At 68.4% G+C, this 3,831-nt stretch carries 3 protein-coding genes; 2 read left to right on the forward strand and 1 reads right to left on the reverse strand.

Annotated elements, in window-relative coordinates:
• Positions 1–1,378 (reverse strand): malate dehydrogenase (quinone) (mqo, locus tag WAO18_RS15275; RefSeq protein WP_422207102.1); only part of this gene is annotated, 1,378 nt, incomplete at its 3' end.
• A 151-nt stretch (positions 1,379–1,529) separates the two neighbouring features.
• Here mqo and WAO18_RS15280 point away from each other — a divergent pair.
• Together WAO18_RS15280 and WAO18_RS15285 are read left to right on the forward strand one after the other, a co-directional pair.
• Positions 1,530–2,771 (forward strand): hypothetical protein, encoded by a 1,242-nt coding sequence (locus WAO18_RS15280; protein ID WP_422207100.1) that lies wholly within the window; start codon positions 1,530–1,532, stop codon positions 2,769–2,771.
• Between the two features lie 36 nt (positions 2,772–2,807).
• Positions 2,808–3,827, forward strand: coding sequence for an alpha/beta hydrolase (locus tag WAO18_RS15285; protein ID WP_422207101.1), 1,020 nt, complete (start codon positions 2,808–2,810; stop codon positions 3,825–3,827).
• Positions 3,828–3,831: the final 4 nt, after the last annotated feature.

Below are 3,831 nucleotides of genomic sequence, written 5' to 3' on the forward strand. Positions count from 1 at the left end.
GCGCGGGCTCGTTGGACAAAGTGGCCCCGAGCGACGGCACCATGTCCTTGAGCGTAGGCAGCCATGCCTGATAGCGGTCGGCAAAGCAGCGCTGCAGCACGCCGAGCATTTCCGGCACCGCGGTCGATGCGCCCGGCGACGCTCCGAGCAACCCGGCGATACTGCCGTCGTCGGCGGCAAGCACGGTGGTGTCGAACTCGAGCGCTCCGCCTCGATGCTTGTGCGGACGGATCACCTGTACACGTTGCCCGGCGGTTGTCAGGATCCAGTCGGAATCCACTGCGCTGGGCACGAATTCGCGTAGCGCATCAAGACGGTCGGGCTCCGACCGCCGGAGCTGGCCGATCAGGTAGCCGACCAGCTCCAGCTGGGTGACGCCGGCCCCGATCATCGTCGTCAGATTGCCCGGCCTGACGGATCGTGGCAGATCGCTGACATGCCCGTGTCTGAGGAACTTCGGCGACCACCCGGCGAACGGTCCGAACAGCAGCCATGGCTTGCCGTTGACGATGCGGGCGTCCAGATGCGCCGCCGTCATTCCCGGTGCGCCCGGCGCCGGCAGTCCGTAGACCTTGGCCCGGTGTGCTTGCGCGATCGCAGGATCGCCGCTGCGCAGAAACCTCCCGCCGATCGGGAAGCCGCCAAAACCCTTGGCTTCCTTGATGCCGGACTTCTGCAGCAACGGCAGTGCCTGCCCGCCCGCGCCGACGAAGACGAATTTGGCTTCCAGCGTGTGGTTTTCACCGGTGCGGCGGTTGCGTGTGCTCACCGCCCAACTGCGGTTGCGACGACGGGCCAGGTTGCGGACCTCGTGGCCAAACAATGCGCGGGTGCCGTTGCGCACGCCGTAGCCGATCAGCTGCCGCGACAGTGCGCCGAAGTCGACGTCGGTGCCGTCGGCGGCCCAGGTGAGGGCGACGGGTTCGCCGAGGTCGCGATTGGCGGCCATATAGGGCAGCCGCCGAGCGAACTCGTCTGCGTCGTCGATCCATTCCGTCCGCTCGAACAGCGGATTACCGGCCAGGGCGCGGTGGCGCCGCCGCAGATAGTCGACGCGCTCGGCGCCCTGCACGAAGCTGACGTGTGGAATCGGGTTCAAGAAGCCGCGGACGTCCGACACCATGCCGTGCTCGGCCGCGTAGGCCCAGAACTGGCGGGTTACCTGAAATTGCTCGCTGACCCGCACCGCTTTGGTGATATCGATCGAACCGTCCGGTAGCTGCGGCGTATAGAAGAGCTCGCACAGACCGGCGTGTCCGGTGCCGGCGTTGTTCCACGGGTCGCTGCTTTCGGCGGCGGCACCGTCGAGCCGCTCGACCACGGTGATCGACCAGTCCGGCTCCAACCGGCGCAACAGCGCGGACAACGTCGCGCTCATGATCCCGGTCCCGACCAGCAGAGCGTCGACCTGCGAGGTTGTGCTTGTCTGCGGGCCTGCCACCGAGCCAATCTTCCTTTGCAGTCGAGTGAGCTGTACCAATCGCCAGATTATCCCGACCCGACCGCCCCCGCTTATTACGCTGTGCCCCATGAGCTGGCAAAATCGGCTGCTAGCAACAATGCTGGCGGCGGTACTGGTAAGCGGATGCTCGGTATCGACACGGTCCGGGAGCGGAACAGCCGGCAGCCCCGTGACGTCGACGCCGACGGCGATCACCCAGGCAGCGGCGCGCGGTGTCGAGGCCGCGACCGGCACCATCCCGTGGACGCAGGTCGGCCCCGGCTGGCTGCTCGCCACCTGGAGTCCTGTTCCCGGCCAGCGGCCCGGCGGGTCCCCGCCGCCGGGCCAGCCGACACCCGAGACGGCGACCACCACGCTGTACCTGGTTGACCCGGCAGGCGGTCGCTACCCGATCACCACCTTCCCGCCGCCCGGTGAGGGACCGAGCCCGACGTTGGCTGACTGGTCAGGCGACGGAGCCCACGCCCTGTTCTACGCGTACGCGCCGGCACCTTCGGGCGCATACACGGTCACCACCGTCGACCTGCGTAGCGGAGCGCAGGCGTCGTTCACCATCGACAACGGCGCCAACAGCTTTGACGTTGCCGCTCGATACTCGCGGCCGGAGGGAAAGGCCGTCCTGCTGGCAAAGTCGAACGGCGCCGAGCCTGGCTGGCTGAAGCGGGTCGACCTGGCCGGCCGGCCGGAGCTGACCTACCCGGTGGGCCACGACTTCCAGGGCTCGTACCTCTCCAGACCGGACGGGATCCAGCTCGTGCTGGGCACGGCGGCCGGTCTCGCGCTGATGGGCAACGACGGGACCGCCGGCAAGACCTTGCCGATCACCGGCGAGCAGGACTGCGCGCCGACGCGGTGGTGGGACAAGACCTCGACCGTGGTCGTCGCCCGCTGCAACGGCCATGGTGGGGCCCGGCTGTGGCTCGTCCCGGTCAGCGGCGAGGCGCCCACCGCGCTGACCGCGCCGCTGACCGGGCAGGGCCCCTACTACGGCGACCTCGACGCATGGCAGCTGCCGTCAGACACGTTCGTGCAAGTCGCGGGCGCGTGCGGCAGCGAATACCTCGGCAAGCTCAGCGCCGTCGGGGGGACGACGACTCCGGTGGACGTGCCCGACGTCGACGCGCACAGCAGCGTCCGGGTGATCGGATCCAACGGCGGCCATCTCCTCCTGCAAGGCCGGGCCGCCTGCGGTGGTGGCCAAGCGCTGTTCGACTACAACCCAGCCGCCAATACGTCGACCGCCCTGCTCGGGCCGCCGCTCAACGCCGGCGGTGTCATCGCAGCGCTGCCCTACCCCGGCCGGGGCTAGCCGGCCCGGCGGCGGACACGCCTTAAGCTGGCTTTCGTGACTGGCTGGCAGCCCGACGTCCTGCCCGGCTACTGGCAACTCACCATCCCGCTGGGTGACGATCCCGACGGTGAGGGTGCCATCGACGCGACACTGCTGCGCCGTGGCTCTCCTGCTGCTGCCGCAACTGCCCGCGACGCCGTCCTGGCGGTACACGGGTACACCGACTACTTCTTTCACACCGAATTGGCCGATCACTTCGCCCGCCGTGGGTTCGCCTTCTACGCGCTGGACTTGCGCAAGTGTGGGCGCTCGTCGCGCAGCGGGCTGACCCCGCACTTCACTACCGACCTGGCCTGCTACGACCGTGAGCTCGACCGCGCGCTGGCGATCATCGGCCAGCAGACGGGTTCGGCCCGGGTGCTGGTGTACGGCCATTCCGCCGGCGGGCTGATCGTCTCGCTGTGGCTGGACCGCCTGCGGCAACGCGGTGCGATAACCCCGCAACGAGTGGCCGGACTGGTGCTCAACAGTCCTTTCCTGGACCTGCCCGGCCCGATGCCGCTTCGTTGGCCGCCGACCAGGGCGCTGATTGCCGCGATCGCTCGCGCCGGCGATAAACGCGTTGCCCGCGCGCCCAACGAGAGCGGTGGCGGTTACGGGGCCAGCCTGCATCGCGACTACCATGGCGAGTTCGACTACGACCTGCAGTGGAAACCGTTGGGCGGCTTCCCTATTACTTTCGGTTGGCTGTCTGCGGTGCGAAGTGGTCAGGTGAAGCTGCACCGTGGTCTCGACGTCGGCGTGCCCAACCTGATCCTGCGCTCCGACCACAGCGTGATCGAGTCGTCGGACGCGGTCGCGCTGCAATGCGGCGACGCGGTGCTCGACGTCAAACACATCGCGCGCTGGGCCGGCTGCATCGGCAACAGCAGCACGATCATTCCGGTGATCGATGCCAAGCACGATGTGTTCTTGTCGATGCCGGGGCCACGGCGGCTGGCTTACCAGCAGCTGGACACCTGGCTGGACGACTACCTGGGTGCGACGTCCAACGTCGCGTCCCAGAACAGCTGAAGGG

Source organism: Mycobacterium sp., from assembly GCF_049278535.1.
Lineage (GTDB): Bacteria > Actinomycetota > Actinomycetes > Mycobacteriales > Mycobacteriaceae > Mycobacterium.